The organism is Chryseobacterium sp. S0630 (assembly GCF_024158915.1).
Taxonomy (GTDB): Bacteria; Bacteroidota; Bacteroidia; order Flavobacteriales; family Weeksellaceae; genus Chryseobacterium.
Genome location: NZ_JAMZGF010000040.1, coordinates 1 through 23938, shown reverse-complemented (window position 1 = coordinate 23938; position 23938 = coordinate 1). Strand labels below are relative to the sequence as shown.

The window sequence follows — 23938 nt, the reverse complement described above, 5'->3', positions numbered from 1 at the left end:
AAAAGCCCGGTCATTGCCGGGCTGTAAAAACTTATTAGGTTTTATTTTTTGATGAATTTCAGATTTGAAGTAGTTCCTTTATCTTCAATTGAAATAATATAAGCTCCTGTACTTAGGTTGGATACAGAGATTTTATTATCATTAATCTGGCCATTCATTACTTTTTGACCAGCCATATTTGTAATAATATACTGAGCTTTAGATGAAATCTGAGTTACATTCAATACATCACTTGCCGGGTTAGGGTAGATCTGAATTGAGTTTTTGTCTTTCACCGTCTCACTCGTGGAAAGCTGCTGCTGAATCAGTACCGGATAATCCTCAACTTCACCATATTGCTGGTTGCTGCATCCGCTACTTGGCTGGCTTTCATATCCTAATACAACTCTCATAATTACGTTTCCTCCGGTATAAGCATCTGCCGGTACGGAGAATGTTCCGGAAACAGGTGATATGGTACTAGCTGCGCTGGTGTAGATTACTTCAGAAGAAGAGAATACTCCGTCTTTGTTAAAGTCTATCCATGCTGTTACTCCGTCATTATACTGAGCACCTGTCCATCCTTTGGTTATACTTACATTATTTCCAGTAGATCCGGACATAAGGGTAATCAGTTTTGAAGGATCTGTAGTATAGTCTGTGTAAGGAGTATTACTGCTGCTGTTTGAAACAGGGCTCATTCCGGAACCAGTTACTGTAACATTGGAAATATACTCATCAGCAGCATTTGTTCCGGTTATTGAACATTTAGCAAATGATGAAGTGGTAAAATTCGTTGATGCAGAATAAGTACCAACAGAAGCGCTACAAACATTAGCTACCTGTACTTCATATTGAGTGGCTTCAGTAAGCCCTGAAATGTTATAAGCATTTGTTGAAACAGGTACTGTAGTCCATGTTGCTGTTCCTACTTTTCTATACATTACAGAGTATGTTGCTCCTACTAATGCGGTCCAGTTTACAGACGCAGAAGTTCTTGTAATACCGGTTACTGTAATACCTGTCGGAGCAGATGTTGTACAAGCACTCGCAGATGCGGATACGGTAGCATTTCCAACAGCGTAGAATACATTATCAATAGCACTTACTCTAATTTTCAGACTGGCACCAGTTGCCAAAGATGAGAAAGAAAACGGCTCAGATCCGTCGTTCGCTGTAGATGGGCTAATAACGGTCCATGTAGTTCCGTTGTCTGTAGTATAATCTATTTTAACATTTTGTACATTATACGGAGCATTATTGGTGTTTACCACATCCCAGGTAACAGCTCCAGGTGTATTATTATAAACGGTAGTTGAAGTTACTTTGAAAGGTCCTTCATTTCCTATATCCACTTTCATCAGACTGCTCTGAGTTTGCTGTTGCGCAGCATCCGGATTGTTATCTCTTACCGTTACCTTGAAATTCATTGTTCTCGGGATATTGGATACAGTTTCCCAATCTACTGCACTGGTAAGAGTACCGTTAAGAACATTGGTGAATTTAGGAAAATAACGGGTAGGCGAGGTTGTAGGCATTAGAGATCTGAAATTCGCTCCATTATTTCTGGTTGCACTTACGGGGCCAAAAGCAGATGTAGCCAGATCATATTGTTCCCAGGTATAAGTCATAGGATCATTTTGTGTATCTGTTGCAGAAGCTGTTAACACAAAAGCTGTTCCTTTAGGGATCATTTTATTAGCCATTGGCTGAATAGAAGGAGGAGTATTGGCTACATTCGTAATAATTCCACAGTCCTGAGCATTAACATAGGTATCTACTTCTTCAATATTTTTAGTATGAAAATAAGCATCAGAATGCATCTGAACATTATAGTTGGTAATACCAGCATATCCCATAATTGAAGATCCTGATCCCGGCTCCATATGGGCACCGTGCAATGCAATAGACATGGTATGTGCTGCACCGAACTGGTGGCCAATCTCATGCGCTACAAAATCGATATCATAATTGTCTCCAAAAGGCTGATCCGGAGTAGAAGGTGAAGTAATTCCCGCTCCTTTAGAAGTTGCATCATTGTTATTTGCAGGGTTTCTGCAGACATTTCCTACATCTCCGGCACTTCCACCACCACCTCTGTGACCAAAGAAATGTCCTATATCATATGCTGCGTTACCTACACCGGCAGTATTGGTAAGCGTTTGCTGAAGCTGAAGGTTCCATGCTCCAGGAGCGCTATAGGTTCCGTTTGAATTAGCGATTACATTTGAATAAGGGTCAGTAGCGGGATCTGCAAATATAAGTTGGGGAAGATCCTGTACAATCATATGGATTCCAAAATCTTTTTCAAAAACACCATTCACACGGTTCATGGTAGCGTTAATACGGGCTGCTGCTGCAGGAACACCTCCGGCAAGTTGCGTATATTCACCATTTACAGAGATCGCAATTCTGTAGGTTCTGTATTTTTGTTCATTACTTTTGTTAGCATTTCCTAAACCCTTTAAAACATTTTTTGTTTTAAGCAGTTTATTCATTTCTTTCTTTACCTTCTCAGGTTCAGAAGTTCTACATTCGAAAGGATCTTCATGAGATTTATTAGATTTGAAAAAGACTCCATATACATCCTTTTCTTTATTGATGGGTTCTATGAATTCGTATTTTCCTGTATCAGTATTGAATGTCATAGACTGAAAATCGTTTGGTGCTGTACTGAATCGGATTTGTTTATGTGGATTATCCAGCCCGATACCTGCATATGCTCCCAATTCATATCTGTCTGCCATAGATTTTTCTACTACCGGCGAACTGTACACTGAAAACCTTTCAATTCTTCCATCTGCTGTAGGAAGGGAAATAATTACAGCGTTTCCTCCTTTTCCTGCTTCAGGAGCATTCTTCAGTTGATCTCTTAATGCAGAAAGATCAAATTTGTAGGCATATTCTACTTTTACTTCTTTTCTTACTGGCGTAACTTTTTCCGAGACAGGTTCCCAGCGTTGTGCCTGCAAACCACTTAGACTTAAAGCCAATGCACAGACGAAAATAATTTTCTTTTTCATATTTTTTTATTGATTGTTATTAAAGTTTTTAAAGATAGTTTATTTTTTTAAATCTTTAGTTAGTGATACATTGTTAATTACTCCCAACTTTATAATTTTAGTTGAATTTTATCGTTCTTTTTAATTATATTAAGAATAGATATAATTAAGGTTGATTTTTTTTAATAAAAAAAGTGCTACTATTCAATTGAATAGTAGCACTTAGGCTTTTATTAGTAAAAAATACTTTTATTTTTGTACTGCCGGAAGATTTCCGTTGCTTTTCTGTACTTTTTTATAAGTGAAGGTACACATCATAATACTGAATTCATATAAGATAAGCAGCGGGAATGCGGCCATCAGCATACTTAGAACATCCGCCGGAGTAATAATTGCAGCCACTACCATAATCAGAACAATAGCATGACGACGGTAGGTCTTCATAAATGTAGGCGTAAGAATTCCAATGCTGGTAAGGAAGTAGATCAAAATCGGGAAAAGGAAAATAACACCCATACCCAAAACCACCTGTAAAAATAAAGTGGTATAATCACTTAAATCATAAAGCGGAACGATAATGTCTGAGATTTTAAAAATGACCCCGAAATTAACGGCAAACGGAAGAATCAGGAAATAACCACATAATACTCCGGTCATAAAAAGAATCCATACCGCATTAATAATATAAATAGAATTTTTTCTTTCTCTCGGATGTAAAGCAGGGCCAATAAAACGCCATAGCTCCCAAACAATATAAGGAAATGCAGCCACCATTCCACCAAAAATTGAAACAGCCATCATTACATTGAACTGCTGATACAATCTCTGTACACGAACAGGGAAGTCCTTTGGAAGATGAATACTGTCTTCTCCTAAAATCATTCTTGAAAAATGATTAACAACTCTGAAAGTCGGGAAATCATTTCTGGTAGGCCCAAAAAAGATATGGTCCATAATCCAGTTGATATTAAAACCAACCACAAAAGCCGCAATTATGATAGCAATAATCGAACGGATCAGATGCCCTCTTAATTCTCCTATATGCCCAAGGAAGGACATGTCTTTACCATCACTCACAGAATACAATTTTTAAAGCGCAAATTTATAAAAAAAATGACAGAAGTAAGAGTCTGCAGGTTATTAGTTAAATTTTACTTTTAATCCGCAAATTTTCTTTTATTTATTAACCTCCAACTTCTGAATTTCTATCTTCTAGTTAATCCCTTCGTCCAGCAGTTTATGCAGGTCTATAATCCCGAAATATCTTCCGTTTTCCGTTACTACCAGCTGGCCGATATTATTTTCTTTCAAAACTTTCATGGCTTCTTTCGCCAGAGCTTCCTTTTCAATTGTTCTCGGACGGGCAGACATAATGTCTTTAGCCGATACCTTACTGATATCTTCTCCTTTCATCAGCATTCTTCTCAAATCTCCGTCTGTGATAACGCCAATAATCTGGTCTTCATTGGTTACTACAGTGATTCCATGGCTTGAAGCACTGATGGAAATTATGACATCTCTTATGGAAGAATCTTCTGTTACCTGAGGCTTTTGGGAAGAAAGAAACTGTTCTACTTTAGAAGTAAGATTCTTTCCTAGACTTCCTCCAGGATGAAATTTGGCAAAATCATTAGCTTTAAAATCGTTCAGTTCCATTAAAGCAACAGCTAAAGCATCTCCCAACGCCATTTGTATCGTTGTAGAACTTGTAGGTGCCAGTTTATTCGGACAAGCTTCAACGTCCACATGAGTATCCAGAATAACTTCTGAAAATTCAGCCAGTTTACTGGATTTATTTCCCGTCATTCCGATCAAAGCCGAAGAATAATCTTTTAAATAAGGAACCAGATTAGCAATTTCAGGAGAATTTCCGGAGTTGGAGATGCATAAAACAACATCCTGCTTCTGAATGACTCCAAGATCCCCATGAATAGCTTCTGAAGCATGTAAAAACTGAGAAGGTGTACCCGTAGAATTTAACGTAGCAACAATTTTGTTACCCACATGGGCAGATTTTCCTATTCCTACTACGATGAGCTTCCCTTTTGCTGAGTGAATGATCTCTACAGCCTGTGCAAATTGGTCATCAATTCTGTTTTTTAATTTTTCTAGTTCAGAAATTTCTATTTCTAAAGTGCTTTTTGCAATTGATATAATGTTGGTTCTATCCATTTTACGATGATAAGGTATACAAAAAAGTTTATAAAAAACGTTATATTTTAAAAAGAATATTTAATATAAATTTTATTTTTTATAAATTCGTTCGCTTTTATTTTAAGCAGAATTTTTATAACTTTGGGTGAGATGCAAATTTAGCAATAGAAAATTAGATGAGCGCAAAAAAAGCCAATTTATCAGGCGAATTGAAAAAGTATTTTGGGTTTTCTACATTTAAGGGCCAGCAGGAACAAATTATAGACAACCTATTGAATGGGAAGGATATATTTGTTTTAATGCCTACAGGTGGCGGAAAATCATTATGTTATCAGCTTCCGGCACTTATTTCGGAAGGAACAGCAATAGTAGTTTCGCCCTTAATAGCGTTGATGAAAAATCAGGTAGATGCGGTGAACGGTCTTTCATCAGATGATGGAGTAGCACATGTACTGAATTCATCATTAAACAAAACGCAGACCAAGCAGGTTTTTGACGATATCAAAAGCGGCAAAACCAAACTTCTGTATGTAGCTCCTGAATCATTAATTAAAGATGATTACCTGGATTTTTTGAAAGAAGTGAAAATTTCTTTCTTTGCTATCGACGAGGCCCACTGTATTTCAGAGTGGGGACATGATTTCAGACCGGAATACAGGAATCTGAAACAGATTATTGACAAAATCGCCAATGTACCGGTGATTGCTTTAACGGCTACTGCTACTCCTAAGGTTCAGGATGATATCCAGAAAACTTTAGGAATGACCAATGCATTGGTGTTTAAAGAAAGTTTCAACCGTCCTAATCTATATTATGAAGTATGTCCTAAAATCAACGTAGATAAGGAAATCGTTAAGTTTATTAACCAACATAAAGGAAAATCAGGAATTGTTTACTGCCTGAGCCGTAGAAAAGTTGAAGAATTTGCCCAGCTTCTGCAGGTGAATGGAATCAATGCGCTTCCTTATCATGCCGGTCTTGACCAAAAAGTGAGAGTAGCCAATCAGGATAAATTCCTGATGGAAGAAGTGGATGTAATTGTGGCCACCATTGCCTTCGGGATGGGAATTGATAAACCGGATGTCCGATTTGTAATTCATTACGACTTCCCAAAATCATTGGAAAGCTACTATCAGGAAACCGGAAGAGCAGGAAGAGACGGAGGTGAAGGCCATTGTCTGGCATTCTATGACCCGAAAGACATTGAAAAACTGGAGAAATTCCTGGCTCAGAAACCTGTTTCAGAAAGAGAAATAGGATTACAGCTTTTGAATGAAGTGGTAGGCTATGCTGAAACTTCCATGAGCAGAAGACAATATATTCTATACTATTTTGGGGAAAGTTTCGATCCGGTAAACGGAGACGGAGCTAAAATGTGCGACAATTCATCCAATCCTCCAAAATTAAAAGATGCTACGACAGATCTCGAAAAATCATTGGCGTTGATTAATGATACAGGAGAAAAATTCAAATCTAAAGACCTGATTTCGGTTATCGTAGGAAAAGAAAATGCAGTAACGAAATCTTATAAATTGGAGCAAAGTTCTCACTTTGGTTTTGGAAAAGACGAAAAAGATAATTACTGGAAAACAATTTTGAGACAGGCGACTGTTCAGAATTTTTTACAGAAAGATATTGAAACCTACGGGGTTTTAAAAATTACAGAGAAAGGGAAAAGTGTCCTGAATGGTAAATCTAAAGACATCTTTTTAATTGCTGAAGACCGTGAATTTGATCTTACTCAGGCAAAAGCTGAGAGTGATCAGGTACAGCAGCAGGCTGGAGGAGGACTGGATCAGAACCTTTTCAGTCTGTTGAAAGAATTGAGAAAAAAAGTAGCCAAAAAACATGGAATTCCACCATACACAGTATTTATGGATCCAAGTTTGGAGGATATGACGGTTCAATATCCAATAAGTGTAGATGAGATCACCAAAATCTATGGTGTAGGTGAAGGAAAAGCCAAAAAATACGGTAAAGAATTCGCAGATTACATCAAAACATACGTAGAAGATAACAATATCGAACGTACTCAGGATATGGTATTGAAGCAGGTGGCCAATAAATCCAGCCATAAAGTTTTCATCATCCAGAGCACTGATAAAAAGATTGACCTTGAAGATATAGCAAGAGCTAAAAACCTTTCTATGGATGAACTTCTGAAAGAAATGGAAAGGATTGTTTATCAGGGAACAAAGCTGAATATCGACTATTATATTGAAGATAATTTTGATGAAGACATTGTAGACGGATTCATGGAATTCATGAACGAATCTGAAAGTGACAGTATGAAAGTATTGCTGGATGAATTCGGGGATGAACTGTCTGATGAAGAAGTAAGAATGTTGAGAATTAAATTCATTAGTGACGTAGCCAACTAAAATGATTTTAAACAATAACGAAATAATTAAAAAAGAAATTCTTCCTAAGAAGAGTTTCTTTTTTAATATGACAGAAAAGTTGAGAACAGCTTTTTCTGTATTCTACCTTGCAATTGGTGTTTTTTTTATTACGAGTAGCTTAAATTCCAGTTTTTGGCTCTTTTCAATAATAGGGATTGGGGTTTTTTGTAATGCTTTATACGTTACTTTTTTCAGATGGATTGTAAAATATTGGAAACTGAAAAATAACTATTATGTAATTACAAACCAAAGGATAGCTATCGTTGAAAAGGGAAGCGGGAAGGTTCTAAAATATAAAGAACTGAATGAAATAAAAGAGGTAAACGCTGAAATGAATACCAATCATTTTGGGAATATCATTTTTGGAGAGCCTGAAAGTTTTTTTGGTAAAGATGATGAGAGTTTTTCTTTTTTTAGAAGAAGAGGAGTCAATTTTACTGAAGATAAATATGCCTTTCTAAGTGTTGAAAACATTAACGAAATTATACCTTTATTTAACGAAATGGGCTTAAAGGTTAACAAAACTTTTTACTAACTTTACATTGATGAAAAAAATATCTGTCATATTTATTCTGCCGGACTTAGAAACCGGGGGCGCAGAAAGGATTGTTACCACAATAGCGAATCATCTTTCCAGAGATCGGTTTGAGCCTAAGATTTTGCTGTTACGTAAACAGGGCGGATATTTGAATTTTCTGAAAAAAGATGTCGAAATTATCGATATCAATACCGAAAGAATAAGACATTCTTTAAAACCTATTTTAGGAGAAATCTATAGAAGAAAACCTGATATTGTATTCTCCGGTTTTGGTGAAGTCAATGCTTATTTATCATTATTTATAAGACTTTTTCCAAGAACAAAATTCATTGCAAGGGAAACCAATGTGGTGACTCAGCATGTAACCCGCAAAGAGATTAAGTTTTTCTATAATTTTTACAATAACTATCAGAGAATCATTGCTCAAAGTGATGATATGATGAAAGATCTTGTGGATAATTTTAATATTAAAAAGAAAAAAATTGTCAAGATCAATAATCCTGTAGACTTTGACTTTATTGAAGATAAAATGTCTATTTCTTTAAAACCGGAATGTTTCAAATACAATTATAAAAATGTAGTGGCCATTGGAAATCTGTCTTCCAGAAAAGGGTTTGATAACCTGCTGAAAGTTTTTTCAAGGCTGAAGAATGAAAATATTATGCTTCATATTTTAGGAGATGGAAAAGACAAAGATGTTCTGCTTCAGACAAAAGAGCTTTTAGGATTAAAAAAAGTGATTTTCCATGGCAGACAGGACAATCCTTATCAATACCTGAAATATGCAGATTTATTTGTGCTTTCTTCACGATACGAAGGTTTTCCCAACGTTCTTCTGGAAGCAGGAGCCTGCGGAACTTATTCTTTAGCCAATAACTGTCCCGGTGGAATCAATGAAATCATCCAGCACAATGTAAACGGTGAAGTTGCCAATATTGAAAACTATGATGGCTTTGCCCAACAGATTGTGAATGTTCTTCAGAATAACTATAACAGAGATGCCATAAAAAACTCTATTAAATCAAGGTTCTCTAAGAATATTATCATGGATAAATACGAAAAAGTTCTACTGGATTTGATCAAACCTTCATAGCCCTATTTGTTTTGTAGGGTGTTAATTTCTTACTTTTGGAGTTATAAATTTTATCTGAAAACCAATTTTTTCATTCATGAATAAAATCCAAAAATTAGGATGCGCCTGTGAGAAACCGAACTCCAGTTATACCGAATATAGAAGCTCGGCATTAGGAATTGATCATACCAACGGAAGATATGGAGAAGTAACGATTCAACAGTGCAAGTTGTGCCAGAGAATATGGATTCATTATTTTGTGGAATATGAAAGCTTTTCCAAATCAGGAAGATGGTACAAAGGAATTGTTTCGAAAAAAGATCGTCCTCAAATCACCCCGGAAAATGCAGTAGAATTTCTTGAAAGCCTTGAATGGTATGTGTATGGCGGGTCGTTTTTTGAAAGTACAGGCGAATTTGGACAAGGAAAATTGAATATAAGTTTGTAAAATTTATGCTGATTGAATTAGAATAAGTCATAAAAATAAACATCCAATCAATGAAGCCATTTATAATCGTTATTTTGTTGCTGAATGCTGTTCTCATGAATGCTCAGCAGAAGACCATCTCCAGAAAAGAGTTATTAAAAACAGCTCTTGATCAGAAAGTGAAATCTACAGAGATTCAGGAAATAACAATGGCTGCCGGACAAGGAGCTCCTGAACATCTGCATCCCTGTCCTGTTTTGGGAATCATCAATTCCGGTGAAGCTGTTTTCCAGATCGAAGGGAAAGAAAAAGTAGTACTTCATGAAGGAGATGCTTTTTATGAACCTAAAAATGTGAAAATTCTTCATTTTGATAATGCCTCTGCCGAAAAACCACTTGTCTTTACCGCAATTTACCTGAAGAAAGGGAATGAGGAAAATATAAAGTTCATAAAATAACACTTTTCATAAAACTAAAGCATATAATTATCATTTTTAAAATTGATAAAACTCACTTTGGTGCTTGGTAATTTATATGTAAATTTGTGAGAATTAAGATAGATAATAATAAACAAATTCATACAATAACATGAGTCAATTCGATGTTACCGTAATAGGTTCTGGTCCCGGTGGTTATGTTGCTGCTATCCGTGCAGCACAATTAGGTTTCAAAACAGCAATTATTGAAAAATATTCAACTTTAGGCGGAACTTGTCTTAACGTTGGATGTATTCCGTCAAAAGCGCTTCTTGACAGCTCTGAGCATTTCGAAAATGCAAAACACAATTTTGCAGGTCACGGAATCATCATTAACGAGCCTCAAGCAGATATCGCTAGAATGATCGAGCGTAAAAACGAAGTGATCAAGCAGAATACAGACGGAATCAGCTATCTGATGAACAAAAATCAGATTACTGTTTTTGAAGGTGTAGGAAGCTTCGAATCTGCTACTCAGATTAAAGTTACAAAAAACGACGGTTCTTCTGAAACGATCGAATCTAAATATACAATCATTGCAACAGGTTCTAAACCAACTACACTGCCTTTCATCTCTTTAGATAAAGAAAGAGTGATTACTTCTACGGAAGCTTTAAACCTTAAAGAAATTCCTAAGCATTTAGTAGTAATCGGAGGTGGAGTTATCGGTCTTGAACTAGGTTCAGTATACCTAAGATTAGGAGCTCAGGTAACGGTTGTTGAATTTATGGATAAAATCATCCCTGGAATGGATGGAGCTTTAAGCAAAGAATTGACTAAAGTTCTTAAGAAACAAGGAATGAAGTTTATGCTTTCTACTGCGGTTTCTGCAGTTGAAAGAAACGGAGATACTGTAAAGATCACTGCTAAAGATAAAAAAGGAGCAGAAGTAGTAGTAGAAGGAGATTACTGTTTAGTTTCTGTAGGTAGAAAACCTTACACAGATGGTCTTGGACTTGAGAAAGCAGGTGTAGAGCTTGACGAAAGAGGAAGAGTAAAAGTAAACGACCACTTACAGACAAATGTTGCTAATATCTATGCGATCGGTGACGTTATCAAAGGTGCGATGTTGGCTCACAAAGCTGAAGAAGAAGGTGTTTTCGTTGCTGAAACATTGGCAGGACAAAAACCTCACATCAACTATAACCTGATTCCTGGTGTTGTTTATACATGGCCCGAAGTTGCAGGAGTTGGTAAAACTGAAGAGCAATTAAAAGAAGAAGGTGTTGCTTACAAAGTAGGATCTTTCCCAATGAGAGCTCTAGGTAGAAGCCGTGCAAGTGGTGATATCGATGGTCTTGTTAAGATTATTGCAGACGAAAAAACAGATGAGGTTTTAGGAATGCACATCGTAGGAGCAAGAGCTGCTGACCTTATTGCTGAAGGGGTAATCGCTATGGAGTTCCGTGCAAGTGCTGAAGACATTGCAAGAAGTTCTCACGCTCACCCAACGTATGCAGAAGCTATTAAAGAGGCTGCATTGGATGCTACAGCAAAAAGACCTATTCATATGTAATATTTGATTAAAAAATTTAATCATTTAAATATTTAAAAATTAAAGGCTGTTTCTTATTGAAGCAGCCTTTTTTGTACTGCTTTTGGCATGAAAATGGAGATGGTTTTTGAAAATTTCATGTATGAAAAAGATTTTTATCAGTTGGATGCTTTTGGCGGGAATCAGTTCATGGGCACAGGAAGCAGGAAAAGCAGGAGAATTATTAAAAAATGAGGCTTCCACTACAGAAATGAGAACCTCTAAAAGTCCGGATGAAAGAAATAAAACTTTTGATCAACCTAGATCTGGAAATAATACAATTCCCCAGAGAAGTGGAAATAGAATAAAAAATCCTAATTATCAATGGAACAGAAACTATGGGTATGCAGAAGTCTTTCTGCGAATTCCAGAGCAGGGATTTTTTACTGTGGAAGTTGGTGATCAAATGATGGCAAACGGCTCCGGAAAGTACAGGTTCTTTGATCTGTCATCAGGAAGAATGCCTATTTCAATCTACGAGAATGATTTTCTGATCTACAGAACAACATTGATGCTTCGAAATAACAACAGAATGGTGCTTGATTTCTTTACCAACGAAGGCCTATACCTCCTGGATTCTTATCCTGTTCAAAATCAATATGGTTTTAATGACTGGAACGATATCTGGAATAATCCTTATGGAAATCATTCCGGAGACTGGCCTCTGCAGGGAAATGTGATGGATAATCATTCTTTCCGTCAGTTTTTTGATATGATGATGAGCAATGAGAGTTTTGATGATGGAAAAATTAAGATGATCAATCAGCAGATGCGTACATCAATGTTTACTTCGGCACAAATAAGAGATCTGGTAAAAGCGATCAGTTTTGATAATAAGAAATTGGTTCTTGCGAAATCGATGTACCGCAATTGTGCGGATAAAGACCGTTATTTCATGGTTTATGATGCTTTTGATTTTGAAAGCAGCAAGCGTGAACTGATGGATTATATCTCGAACTTATAATATTCCATAGAAACGGGCTTTAGCCCGTTTATTTTATACAACAAATCCAATGGCTTTAGCCAAAACGTATTTTTTACATGACTTTCAGTTTATCATAAAACTTAGAATGTTTCGGAGCGATATTAAACTGGATTCCAAAAGTTACCCCTTTAAAATATTTTTCCCTGTGAATAGGAAAGGCATAGCCGCTATTCAGAAACACTGCATTGAATAATGAAACACCAATCCTGGGTTCTACTGAATATGGATTACCGGATATTCCCATTAATAGTCCGGCACGGAGAAGATTGATGTTGATCTCTGGAATAAATTTATTGGTCTCATTTACACGCGTATAAAGTAGGGAAGGACCAATAATAATAGACCCTTCATAGCTTTCGCCCCATCTGTATTCTAATCCAGCCTGCAAAACATTTCTTCCGGTATAACGATATGAAATATTGACCGCTGTTTTCTCAAGCAGTTGAGCTTTTGAAAAGACAGCAGAAAGAAACAGAAGCAGGATGAAATATTTTTTCATGATTATTTTTCTTTGTTCAAATGTAAGTGTTTTAGAGGTTTTATAAAAAATAGAAATGAGTCTTTAAAAGAATTATAATGGTATTAACTAGGATAGCATCTTCAAATTTCCGTACCTTTGTCAGCTAATTTTATCATCAATGCAACTCGGAAAAACTCAAACTTTAACAATTTCAGAAAAAATTAATTCAGGATGGATCCTCGTAGATGAATCCGGTGAGAAGGCTTTTCTACCTAAAATCTTTATTCAGGACGAAAAAGAAATAGGTGAGGAAGTTGAAGTTTTTGTATACCAGGATGATGATAAATTAAAAGCAACTACTGAGATTCCGTTAGCTGAAGTCGGTGAATTTGCGGTAATGAGCTGTGTACAAAGTCTTCCAAGCGGAGCTTTTATGGACTGGGGAATCATTAAAGATTTATTTATTCCTTACAAGCAGCAGAAAACCAAAATCATCGAAGGAAAAAGATACCTGGTTTATATCTATGTAGACGAAGATATGGAACTGATTACAGGTACTACTAAGTTCAAGAGAAACCCTCAATATGATGAGCTTCCGTTCAAGAAAGGAGACAAAGTAGACCTGATCATGATGAATGAAAGTGAACTGGGCTGGAATGTCATCATCAACAAACAATACATTGGTTTGATCTACGCTTCCGATGTTTTCAAAAAACTGTATCCATTATCAGAAGAAACAGGATTTATCAAAGCTATTCGTGAAGACGGTAAAATAGATGTCTCTTTACAGCCGGAAGGATTTGAAAATATTGATGAGTTCAAACAAAAGATTCTGAACAAACTGGAAGAAAACTACGGACTTCTGTATGTATCTGATAAATCTTCACCTGAAGAGATTAAGGACGAACTTCAGATGAGTAAGAAAAACTTTAAAAAAGCGATCGGAGGACTTTATAAAGATAAGATCATCGATATTTCAAACGATAAGATCAAATTATTATAAAACAAAAAACGAGCAGAAATTTCTGCTCGTTTTTATTTTACTATCTGTTCTTAATCAGAAGCCAGCCGCTGTAGACTCTTCCGTCAGAAACTTTTATAGTATACCAATAATTTCCTGTGGAGATAGCATGAGATTCATATTTTCCATCCCATTGAAAAGGATTCTTTTTAATAATCTCTTTGTAGATCACAGCACCTCTTCTGTCATAAAGGCTGACTTCTGTTCCCGGATAATTTTCCAATCCTGCAATTCTCCATGTATCATTGATGCCATCACCGTTGGGGCTGATTGCATTCGGAATGTTGAATATCGAGAAGTTCTTCTGTCCGATAATACATCCTGATTTTGTTCTCACATACACAGTATATTCTCCCATATTTAAATTAGTGAATATATTAGAATCCTGCCATGTGAAATTATCTAAAGAAAACTCATAATTTCCGCTCTGAGAAAGAATCACAGTTGCTGTATTGTTTGTAATATTCACAGAAACAATATGAGCCAAAACAGAATAACTCACCTGAGTAGAGCTTGTACTTTCACATCCAAAAACGTTGGTTACTTTCACAGTATATGTTCCCGGAGTAGATACTGTAATAGTTTGAGTGGTTGCTCCCGTATTCCATTCATAAGACTTAAATCCGGGACCCGGATCTAAAACAACTGATTTTCCTTCACAGAAATCAAGCATATCAGGAAGCAGAACAATAGGTTTTGGATTAAGCGTAAGGTTTAATCTCACCACTTTAAAACATCCGTCTGGAGTTGAAACCCTTACGTGGATAAGGATTGTTCCGATATTTAAAACATAAGCTGAAGGATTAGAAATAGGGTTTCCTGAAGTGTCAGTATAAGTAAAAATATAATTCCCTGGGTTATTAATAATATTTGCTTCATAAGAATGAAGATTAACGACCATAGAATTGGCAGTCGTCGTATTACATTGTACCTGTGTAATGTCTTTTGCCGGTACATTATCTGAGGAAAGTGTTACGGTAATAGCCAGTTTTTCAGATTCACAGTTATTGACTGTTTGGGTTACAAAGTATGTTTGTCCGTTCACAAGAGGAGTTGACATTGGAATTACATTTCCTGCTGTATCATAGAATTTAAGGGATGTTCCCATTGCAACTATCTTTTCGAGTGTAGGATTTGCAGAAGCACAGAAATCCTGATTAACATTGGCTGTAGGTTTAGGAGTATTATTTACCGTTACTTGAACCGAAGTTTTATTACTCTCACATCCGTTAATAGTCTGGGAAGCATAATAGGTTTGTCCATTGATAAGAGCCGTTGTTGCAGGTAAAGTATTTCCTGCTGCATCATACCATTGGATGTTCTGTCCTGTGATCTGAATGTCAGAAATCTTTGGATTGTTGGTAGCACAGAAGCTCTGTTGAGTGTTTACAGGGGTCGGAAGAGCAGGAGATGATACAATTACATTCTGATTCTGAGTTGCAGTATTACCATTTCCATCGTTATAAGTCCAGTGGATGATATAGTTTCCTGGAATTGAATAAGATAAAGGATCAGTTGTTGTTGCGGTAATTACTCCTGCACAATTATCGGTAGCAGTAGGAATAGTAGCAACCGTTGTATGACAGTCTCCTGTGATATCTGTCAGAACAGGAATATTCGGAACAGGAGCGATATGATCACCTACAACAACATTTATGGTAAATGTTCCACTGCAAGTTCCTCCTGAAACCTGGCAAGTATAAGTTCCTGTATTATTTGTGGTTGCATTAGGTATGGTTGGGTTCTGCTGATTTGAGGTAAAGCCATTTGGACCAGTCCAGCTATAGTTTGTTCCGCCAGAGGCATTAAATTGAAGGGTGGAGTTAGTACAAACAGGAGAGTTTGATGAGAGTGTATTGGAAGAGTTGGTTGTACTATATTTATACAGTAACACATCCTCAGCACCATTTCCACTGTTGTTATTAATTGTTGTTCCGTTCAGTATGATCGGTATATTTCTAAAGTTTGATGAAAGATAGACATTATCATTATTGATGAAGATTTCATTTGCTGCATTTAAGTTTTGATAGGGAGTATTTTGTGGAGCATCAGACTTAAACAGGTATTCAGCTTCAAAATTGACCAAATTAATTTTAAAGAAAACCAAATCTTCGCCATAATAAGTGTTATTGGTATTAGAACTGGTAATCGTAGTATTACCCAGCGTCATCGTTTTTGAAAAGGTTCCAAAGGTGTACAGGTAATCATTGGTTTCAGCAAAATAGGCATTATTTAAAGTTCTCGTATTATTATTGGTTTCCTGAGGAATTTGTAAAAAACTGTTATTGTAAAACTTTAAATACCGGAGAAGATTTAAATTATTAATATCAAACTTGGTAATAATACTTTGCTGTATTCCATTACTGGTGCTGCCTGTAGAAAATGAAGTGTTGTCTACTTTTGTTGAAATAGCAAAAGTTCCATAAACATACATCTTATCATTAATTTTGTTATAATGAAGATTTGTAGGGCAATATGCCCAGTAAACTCCTGCATTGTTGGAGATCTCTTTAGAAAGAATTAACTGTAGGTTATGATCAAACTTTTCAATCTTACTATAAGCAAAATTCGCATGAACTTTTGATATATAAATATTGCCGGCATTATCCATTTCAGAGTCTTTAAAAAATTCCATATCCTGACCTAGCTGGATGGCATTGTAGAAATTTCCATTGGTGTCAAATTTGGCTAGAAATCCTCTGCGATAAGGCTGTGTAAGACCACTGTTATTAGTTAATGAAACTTGATTGAAAAAATCCAGTGTATAACTGAAAACTCCTGTTACAATGACATCATTCTGATGAATAAATATGTTTTTTGCCAGTCTTCCAATCTCTCCAGTGAATTGTTTCTCCCAAATTAAAGTACCGTCTGCGCTGTATTTTTTTAATTTGTTGACATAGTTCATATAATAACCAGACGTTCCAAGCGTATAGATATTCCCGGCATTGTCTACTGTTAAAGCCTGTATTACATCATATTTTTCCCAAATCAGATTACAGTTAAAATCATATTTGAGCATTTCGGCATACGTATAAGACTGGTCAGCCTGATAAACATATAAAAAACCATCATTTGTTTTTTTCATGCCTACCATATTATCCTCAATCCAGCCTCCAAAATTTTTTGCACAGTTATTACATTGTGAATAACACAGAGTTGCTATCAATAGAACGAATAGCAAGAGAAGTTTTCGCATTGGGTTATTAATTTTGCGGCAAAGATATAAAAATAGACTTCTCGTGAAACATTAAGAAATCACAAACTTAAGTTGGGAAACATGATGGATGTCATAACATTTTTGTTTAATTTTTTTGTTTAACAATTTTGTCAAAAATATTTTTTACTATAAATTTGCACAAATTTGTTTAACAAAAATGTCAAATCAAGCAAAAAAAGACCAAACACAGGAATTGATCAAGGAGACAGCGAAGAATTTATTCTTTGTGAAAGGAAAGTTTGATGCTACTACGCAGGAGATTGCCGATGAAGCTGGAGTGAACAGAACCCTTATTAATTACTATTTCCGTTCAAGGGATAAGCTTATCCAGATCATCTTTGATGAAGCACAAAGAGTAGAACAGGAAAAGTCGAAGATCATTCAGAATTCTGATCTGCCTTTTAAAGAGAAGATCAGTCAATTCATAGAAAGCAGTCTTTCTACAAGTCTTCAGTATCCGTATCTGGAAACGTATATCGTATCCCAGATCAATAAAGGAACCTGCCATCAGAGAGAAATTGAAGAAGATATCCTGAACGATATGTACAAGGATATTGAAAAAGAAATGGAATTGGGAAATATTGAGAAAATGGCACCTGTTCAGTTTATTCTGAATATGGTTGCCCTATTGGTATTCCCAAGTGCGATAAGACCATTATTTATGGAGAATCTTTTAATTAATGATGAAGAATATGATAAGATTATTTCTGAAAGAAAAGAGATTATTATCAATATGTTGTTCAAAAACTAAAAAAAAACTAAAGTATTTCTGAAAATGATTCGTCAAATAGAAATAAATAATGACTGAAAATTAAATAAAAAATAAACGAAGTATAAAATTATGAATAGAAAACGTATAACTGCTACAAAGCTAAAAATTGGGATAGCTTCAGCATTTATGATTTTCGGCTCAACACTGATGTCTGCCCAGCAGCAGGTTTCCCTGCAGGAAGCAATAAAACAGGCACTCCAAAATAAAGCAGAAGCTAAAAAAGCTGCTTTACAGGTCAAAAAAGCCGAATACAAGATAGATGAAGCCAGAGCTGGTGCCCTTCCACAGGTGACTGCGACGGCAGGATTAACCTATAATCCAATTATTCAGGAATCTTTACTGGAATTTGGAGGAGAGAAAATCAGAGCTCAGTTTGGGCAGCCTTGGGGTTCAACAGCTTCTGTACAACTTCAACAGGCGATTTTTGATCAAAGAGTATTTACAGGACTTAAAGCGGCAAAATCAACAAGAGAGTTTTATGTACTGAATGCCCAGTTAACCAATGAACAGATTATTGAAAATGTAGCTACAGCTTATTATCAGGTGTTCGTACAGGAAGAAAATCTTAAAACGGTAACTGCCAGCTATGCCAACACTGAAAAAGTAAGAAATGTTATTAAAAGTCTGGTTGATAACGGTTTGGCAAAATCAATCGATTTAGACAGAACCAATGTCCAGCTTACCAATATTGGTTCCAATAAGCAGACCTTAATCAACTCGGTTGAACTTTCAAAAAATGCCCTGAAGTTTTATATGGGAATCCCGATTTCTACAGACATCGAGCTTGAAGAAAAAGAAATCGAACCAAAGCCTGAACTGATTGCGAGCAACGTAAATCTTAATGATCGTACAGAGCTTAAAGTTTTAAATAAAAACAGAGAACTTTTGGTTTTCAATAAAAAGGCGACTGAAGCTTATCTTTATCCATCAGTAAATCTTACAGCGAACTACGGATGGGGAGCAAACGGAGCCAAATTCCCGTTGACAAATGGTCTTAGCAAAGGCGTTCTTTGGAGTGATTATTCAGCCATTGGTTTGAATGTAAATATTCCTATTTTCACGGGAGGTGCTACAAAAGCTAAGATCAACCAGGCAGAAATTGATATTCAGGATCTTGATGTTGATATTGAAAACACTCAGTTGAGCTTAAGTTTAGATTATAAAAATGCAGTGACCAATATGGAAAATGCATTGATTAATATCGAAAGCATGAAAGATAATGTAGGATTGGCAGAAAGAGTTCAGAAAAATACTCAATCTAACTATCAGTATGGCTTGGCAACACTTACAGAAGTACTGGATTCTGAAAATGCTTTAACACAGGCAAAACAGAATTATTCTAATGCATTATTAGATTACAAACAGGCAGAGATTAAGCTGATAAAAGCTAAGGGTGAACTAAACACACTACAAAACTTATAATAAACTAAAATGAAAAAAACTGTAATATATATCATCGTAGCAGCTGTACTGGTAGGGTTAGCCGCATATAAGATTGCTGGTAACAAAGAAAAGCAGACGCAGGAAGTAAAAGAAGTTGCCAAGCAGGTAGATAAAATCAATGTAAATATTGTAACGGTTACAAGAGAAAATATTGATACAGACTATTCAGCCAATGGTACTTTCATTCCAAAACAGGAAATGAACCAGTCTTCTGAAATCTCAGGACGTATTGTAAGCGTTTTGGTAAAAGAAGGTTCAAGAGTTGGAGCAGGCCAGGTTTTAGCAACCATTAAAAGAGATGCTATTGAAGTGGATGTTACCCAGGCTCAGAATAATCTTCAGAATGCTATTATGGATAACCAACGCTATGAAAATGCTTACAAAACAGGTGGAGTTACAAAGCAACAGCTTGATAACTCAAGATTACAGCTGAAAAATATGCAGGCTGCAGTTAGAGCACAAAGCGTAAAAGTAAATGACACAAGCATTCGTGCGGGAATCAGCGGTACCATCAACAAGAAAATGGTTGAACCTGGAACAGTAGTTTCTCCTGGAACGTCAATGTTTGAAATCGTAAATATCAACAGCCTTAAACTTTCTGTTTTAGTAGATGAAAGCCAGATCGGAAAAATCCAGTTAGGTCAGGAAGTTCCGATTAAAGTAAATGTTTTACCTGAAGATTCTTTCGTAGGTAGAATTACTTTCATCGCTCCTAAAAGTGATGCTTCTCTGAATTTCCCTGTAGAAATTGAAGTACAAAACAGAGGAAACCTGAAAGCAGGTATGTACGCAACCGCTAAATTCAGTACAAACAACGGTGCAGAAACTCAGAATATGCTGACAGTTCCTGCAGAGGCGTTTGTAAATGGAGTAAGCTCAGGACAATTATTCGTTGTTCAGAATGGTGTTGCTAAATTGATCAAAGTAACCATCGGAAAAGTTTACGGAGATAAAGTTCAGGTGTTAAGCGGATTGAATGGAGGAGAGCAGGTAGTAACCAGCGGACAGATCAATCTGGATAACGGATCTAAAGTGAACATTATAAAGTAGTAGATCTATGAAGTTAGCAGAAATATCGATTAAAAGACCCTCGCTGGTAATTGTATTATTTACAATTCTGACGTTGGGAGGTATCCTGAGTTATACGCTCATGGGATACGAATTGATTCCAAAGTTTGAAACCAACATGGTAACCATTTCTACGGTCTATCCGGGAGCTTCACCTGCAGAGGTGGAAACCTCCGTGACGCGAAAGATTGAAGATGCCGTAGGTTCTTTGGAAAACGTTAAAAAAGTAGAATCTTCTTCATACGAGAGTTTATCCGTAATCATGGTTCAGCTGAATGATGGTGCCGATGTAGACTACGCCTTGAATGATGCCCAGAGAAAGGTAAATGCAATTCTGGCAGACCTTCCGGAGGATGTGAAAGCGCCGTCTTTGAATAAATTCTCCTTAGATGACTTACCTATTATCACGATGAGTATTTCATCGGATAAACTGAACAGTAAGGACCTTTATGACTTATTGGATAAAAAGATTGAACCTATTTTCTCCCGTGTAAACGGTGTGGCTCAGGTAGACCTTGTAGGTGGACAGGAGAGAGAAATCCAGGTGAATCTTGATGAGAAAAAATTACAGGGGTACGGACTTTCAATCGGAGACGTACAACAGGCAATTCTTTCATCAAACCTTGACTTCCCTACAGGAAGTTTGAAAACGAGAACTACAAAATCTACGATCAGACTTTCAGGAAAGTATAAATCTACAGAGGAAATGAACAACCTTGTTGTTTCTAACAAAAATGGAGCACAAGTACGTTTATCTGATATCGCAACCGTTTTTGACTCTCAGAAGGATGTTGAAAAAGTAGCGAGATTCAACCAGTTTCCTACTATTTTGATGCAGGTTAAAAAACAATCTGATGCGAATGCCGTAGCAGTATCTGAAAGTGTTCAGAAAACAATTAAAACGGTAGAAGAAGCTTATAAAGTTCAGGGAGTAAAAGTAAAAATCGTAAACGATACTACAGAATTTACCCTTGAATCTGCCAACCACGTTATTTTCGACTTATTCTTAGCGATTATCCTCGTGGCAATTGTAATGTTATTATTCCTTCACAGTATCAGAAACGCATTCATCGTAATGGTTTCTATCCCGGCTTCATTGGTAGCAGCATTCATCGGAATGAACCTGATGGGATATACTTTGAACTTAATGAGTTTACTGGGACTTTCGCTTGTGGTAGGGATCCTGGTGGATGATGCGATTGTAGTACTGGAAAACATTTACCGTCACATGGAGATGGGTAAAAGTAAGATCAGAGCAGCGTATGACGGAGCTTCAGAGATCGGATTTACCGTAGCTGCGATTACCTTGGTAATTGTGGTGGTATTCTTACCGATTGCGATGAGTTCAGGTCTTGTAGCCAACATCCTTGCACAGTTCTGCGTCACGGTAGTTATTGCCACCTTGTTATCATTGTTGGCTTCATTTACCATCATTCCTTGGTTATCATCAAGATTCGGTAAGCTGGAGCATTTAACAGGTAAAAACTGGTTTGAGAAATTCATTCTTTGGTTTGAAGGATTAATTGACAAGTTTACACACTGGATCACTGATATTCTTGAATGGTGTCTGAAAACGACATTGAGAAGAATTTCAACAGTGGTGATTACCTTCATTGTTTTAATCAGTTCATTCATGCTGGTAGCATTCGGATTCATTGGAGGTGAGTTTTTCCCGCCCATCGACCGTGGTCAGTTCCTGGTACAAATGGAATTATCAAAAGATGCAACCGTTGAAAAAACAAACCAGTTAACATTAGATGTTGAGAAATTCTTAAGAAACGATAAAGATGTTGTAGACCTTATTACAACAGTTGGACAGCAGTCTACAGGTTTTGGTGGAGCTCAGGCAACAACATACCAGTCTGAGGTTCAGGTAAACTTAACAGATAAATCTGAGCGTACAGAAAGTACCAATATCAAAGCTGCAAAAATTAAAAGACAACTTGAGGAGAAATTCACAGGAGTTGAATTTAAAACGGCTCCAATCGGTATCATGGGTGCAGAAAATGCTCCAATTGAGATGGTGGTAACTGCTCCGGATAATGCTACAGCAGTAAAAGAAGCAACAAGAATCCTTGAACTATTGAAAAAAGTTCCTGGAGCAGTAGATGCAGAATTGTCAACAGATACAGGTAGCCCGGAGGTTCAGGTAAGTATTGACAGAGATAAAATGTCTGCTTTAGGTTTAAACCTTTCAAGTGTAGGACAGACAATGCAGACAGCGTTCAACGGAAATACTGACGGAAAATTCAGAGCCGGAGAATATGAATATGATATCAATATCCGTTTCGGAGATGTGAACAGACAGTCTATTGATGACGTTAAAAACCTTATGTTTACAAACCCTCAGGGACAGCAGGTTCGTTTAAGCCAGTTTGCTGATGTAAAAATGGGTTCAGGACCAAGCTTACTTGAACGTAGAGATAAATCTCCTTCGGTAAAAGTAAGAGCTAAAGCAGTAGGTAGACCAGTAGGGGACGTAGCTAATGAGTGGGCAAATCAGTTCATGAACAGCACCAAAAAACCTGTGGGTGTAGATTACATCTGGAGTGGAGATATGGAGAACCAGCAGGAAGGTTTCGGTACATTAGGAATTGCATTATTGGCAGCTATCGTATTGGTATACCTGGTAATGGTTTCCCTATATGACAGTTTCGTATATCCTTTCGTGGTATTGTTCTCAATCCCGTTAGCGATGATCGGGGTAATGGTAATTCTTGCCTTAACTGCCAACTCGTTAAACATCTTCACCATGTTAGGGATGATCATGTTGATTGGTCTGGTAGCGAAGAATGCGATCCTTATCGTTGACTTTACGAATGCGAGAAAAGCAGCAGGTGCCAATACTCACGATGCCTTGGTACAAGCCAACCACGCTCGTCTTCGTCCGATCCTGATGACCACTATTGCGATGATCTTCGGTATGTTACCGATCGCATTGGCAACAGGTGCCGGAGCTGAGATGAACAAAGGTCTTGCATGGGTAGTAATCGGTGGTTTGACATCATCACTATTCCTTACATTGATCATTGTACCGGTAGTATACTCTCTATTTGACTCTGTTCTAAGAAGAATGGGTAAAGATACTAAAGTAGACTACGAAGCTGAAATGAAAGCAGATTACGTACACAGAGAGCTGAATGAAGACGGATTTACTCCTAAGCATTTAGACAAATAAATTAAACCTTTAATTAACCGAAAGCGCCTCAGATTTTCTGAGGCGCTTTTTTGTTGATATGGATGATTAATGCTTTTATAGATTTGTGCTAAAGCCGTTGGATGGTTTTTATTATTGTAAATGGGCTAAAGCCCATTTCTATTGATGATTATTGCGAATTAAGAAAAATATTCAATAGGAGCGGGCTTTAGCCCGCTTAAATTTATA

17 protein-coding genes are annotated in these 23938 nt (G+C 36.7%); 12 read left to right on the top strand and 5 right to left on the bottom strand.

The genetic code is table 11. The features are described from left to right. Positions 1 to 41 precede the first annotated feature (41 nt). From NK356_RS16445 to NK356_RS16435, 3 genes are all read right to left on the bottom strand, one after another. A complete protein-coding gene (locus NK356_RS16445) occupies positions 42 to 3002 on the bottom strand; it encodes a reprolysin-like metallopeptidase (protein WP_253317480.1) in 2961 nt (986 codons plus the stop codon). Positions 3003 to 3230: 228 nt separating this feature from the next. Further along, positions 3231 to 4058, bottom strand: coding sequence for a twin-arginine translocase subunit TatC (tatC, locus tag NK356_RS16440; RefSeq protein ID WP_183037386.1), 828 nt, complete (start codon positions 4056 to 4058; stop codon positions 3231 to 3233). 135 nt (positions 4059 to 4193) lie between these two features. Continuing rightward, positions 4194 to 5153, bottom strand: coding sequence for an SIS domain-containing protein (locus NK356_RS16435; RefSeq protein WP_253317479.1), 960 nt, complete (start codon positions 5151 to 5153; stop codon positions 4194 to 4196). Positions 5154 to 5311: 158 nt separating this feature from the next. On the opposite strand from NK356_RS16435, the gene recQ reads away from it, so the two are divergent. The 7 genes from recQ to NK356_RS16400 all read left to right on the top strand — a co-directional run bounded on the left by recQ (position 5312) and on the right by NK356_RS16400 (position 12548). Continuing rightward, positions 5312 to 7516 (top strand): DNA helicase RecQ, encoded by a 2205-nt coding sequence (recQ, locus tag NK356_RS16430; protein ID WP_253317478.1) that lies wholly within the window; start codon positions 5312 to 5314, stop codon positions 7514 to 7516. Position 7517: 1 nt separating this feature from the next. Beyond that, a complete protein-coding gene (locus NK356_RS16425) occupies positions 7518 to 8072 on the top strand; it encodes a hypothetical protein (protein ID WP_253317477.1) in 555 nt (184 codons plus the stop codon). Between the two features lie 10 nt (positions 8073 to 8082). After that, positions 8083 to 9168: a glycosyltransferase gene (locus NK356_RS16420; protein ID WP_034695577.1), complete on the top strand. Its 1086-nt coding sequence runs from the start codon at positions 8083 to 8085 to the stop codon at positions 9166 to 9168. A gap of 76 nt (positions 9169 to 9244) precedes the next feature. Continuing rightward, the gene (locus NK356_RS16415) at positions 9245 to 9595 is read left to right on the top strand and encodes a hypothetical protein (RefSeq protein WP_034695575.1); all 351 of its coding nucleotides are present in this window, start codon (positions 9245 to 9247) and stop codon (positions 9593 to 9595) included. A 50-nt stretch (positions 9596 to 9645) separates the two neighbouring features. Next, the gene (locus tag NK356_RS16410; RefSeq protein WP_253317476.1) at positions 9646 to 10032 is read left to right on the top strand and encodes a cupin domain-containing protein; all 387 of its coding nucleotides are present in this window, start codon (positions 9646 to 9648) and stop codon (positions 10030 to 10032) included. Positions 10033 to 10162: 130 nt separating this feature from the next. Continuing rightward, positions 10163 to 11566: a dihydrolipoyl dehydrogenase gene (gene lpdA / locus NK356_RS16405; RefSeq protein WP_034695570.1), complete on the top strand. Its 1404-nt coding sequence runs from the start codon at positions 10163 to 10165 to the stop codon at positions 11564 to 11566. Positions 11567 to 11687: 121 nt separating this feature from the next. Beyond that, a complete protein-coding gene (locus NK356_RS16400) occupies positions 11688 to 12548 on the top strand; it encodes a DUF4476 domain-containing protein (RefSeq protein WP_253317475.1) in 861 nt (286 codons plus the stop codon). Positions 12549 to 12621: 73 nt separating this feature from the next. Here the strand turns inward: NK356_RS16400 and NK356_RS16395 are convergent, their stop codons facing one another. Continuing rightward, positions 12622 to 13068, bottom strand: a complete 447-nt coding sequence (locus tag NK356_RS16395; protein ID WP_253317474.1) for a hypothetical protein — start codon at positions 13066 to 13068, stop codon at positions 12622 to 12624. A gap of 139 nt (positions 13069 to 13207) precedes the next feature. Between NK356_RS16395 and NK356_RS16390 the strand changes: the two genes are divergently transcribed. Next, positions 13208 to 14032, top strand: a complete 825-nt coding sequence (locus tag NK356_RS16390; protein ID WP_034695563.1) for a S1 RNA-binding domain-containing protein — start codon at positions 13208 to 13210, stop codon at positions 14030 to 14032. A 40-nt stretch (positions 14033 to 14072) separates the two neighbouring features. Here the strand turns inward: NK356_RS16390 and NK356_RS16385 are convergent, their stop codons facing one another. Next, positions 14073 to 17138, bottom strand: a complete 3066-nt coding sequence (locus NK356_RS16385; RefSeq protein WP_253317473.1) for a T9SS type B sorting domain-containing protein — start codon at positions 17136 to 17138, stop codon at positions 14073 to 14075. 289 nt (positions 17139 to 17427) lie between these two features. Between NK356_RS16385 and NK356_RS16380 the strand changes: the two genes are divergently transcribed. The 4 genes from NK356_RS16380 to NK356_RS16365 all read left to right on the top strand — a co-directional run bounded on the left by NK356_RS16380 (position 17428) and on the right by NK356_RS16365 (position 23731). Then, the gene (locus tag NK356_RS16380) at positions 17428 to 18021 is read left to right on the top strand and encodes a TetR/AcrR family transcriptional regulator (RefSeq protein WP_034695556.1); all 594 of its coding nucleotides are present in this window, start codon (positions 17428 to 17430) and stop codon (positions 18019 to 18021) included. A 90-nt stretch (positions 18022 to 18111) separates the two neighbouring features. Continuing rightward, positions 18112 to 19464 carry a TolC family protein gene (locus NK356_RS16375; RefSeq protein ID WP_034695554.1) on the top strand — a complete coding sequence of 451 codons (1353 nt, stop codon included), beginning with the start codon at positions 18112 to 18114 and terminating at the stop codon, positions 19462 to 19464. A gap of 9 nt (positions 19465 to 19473) precedes the next feature. After that, the gene (locus NK356_RS16370; RefSeq protein ID WP_034695551.1) at positions 19474 to 20535 is read left to right on the top strand and encodes an efflux RND transporter periplasmic adaptor subunit; all 1062 of its coding nucleotides are present in this window, start codon (positions 19474 to 19476) and stop codon (positions 20533 to 20535) included. 7 nt (positions 20536 to 20542) lie between these two features. After that, complete coding sequence (locus tag NK356_RS16365; RefSeq protein ID WP_034695550.1) at positions 20543 to 23731, top strand: efflux RND transporter permease subunit; 3189 nt, start codon at positions 20543 to 20545, stop codon at positions 23729 to 23731. Positions 23732 to 23938 lie beyond the last annotated feature (207 nt).